Origin of the sequence: Clostridium tanneri (assembly GCF_033659955.1) — a bacterium.
GTDB lineage: Bacteria > Bacillota > Clostridia > Clostridiales > Clostridiaceae > Clostridium_AM > Clostridium_AM tanneri.
The window spans coordinates 1-371 of the sequence record NZ_JARUJP010000097.1 but is presented as its reverse complement, the minus strand read 5'-3'; the positions used below and the strand labels follow the sequence as shown (position 1 = coordinate 371).

At 54.4% G+C, this 371-nt stretch carries 1 rRNA gene; it reads right to left on the bottom strand.

Annotated features, from left to right (window positions below):
- Positions 1–371: ribosomal RNA gene (locus P8V03_RS19105) — 16S ribosomal RNA — on the bottom strand; the annotation flags it as partial.

Sequence of the window (371 nt, the reverse complement as noted above, 5' to 3'; positions counted from 1 at the left end):
ATTTCACATCTCACTTAAATATCCGCCTACGCATCCTTTACGCCCAGTAAATCCGGACAACGCTTGCCACCTACGTATTACCGCGGCTGCTGGCACGTAGTTAGCCGTGGCTTCCTCCTTTGGTACCGTCATTATCGTCCCAAAAGACAGAGCTTTACAACCCGAAGGCCTTCATCACTCACGCGGCGTTGCTGCATCAGGCTTTCGCCCATTGTGCAATATTCCCCACTGCTGCCTCCCGTAGGAGTCTGGACCGTGTCTCAGTTCCAATGTGGCCGATCACCCTCTCAGGTCGGCTACGCATCGTCGCCTTGGTGAGCCTTTACCTCACCAACTAGCTAATGCGCCGCGGGTCCATCTCAAAGCGGATT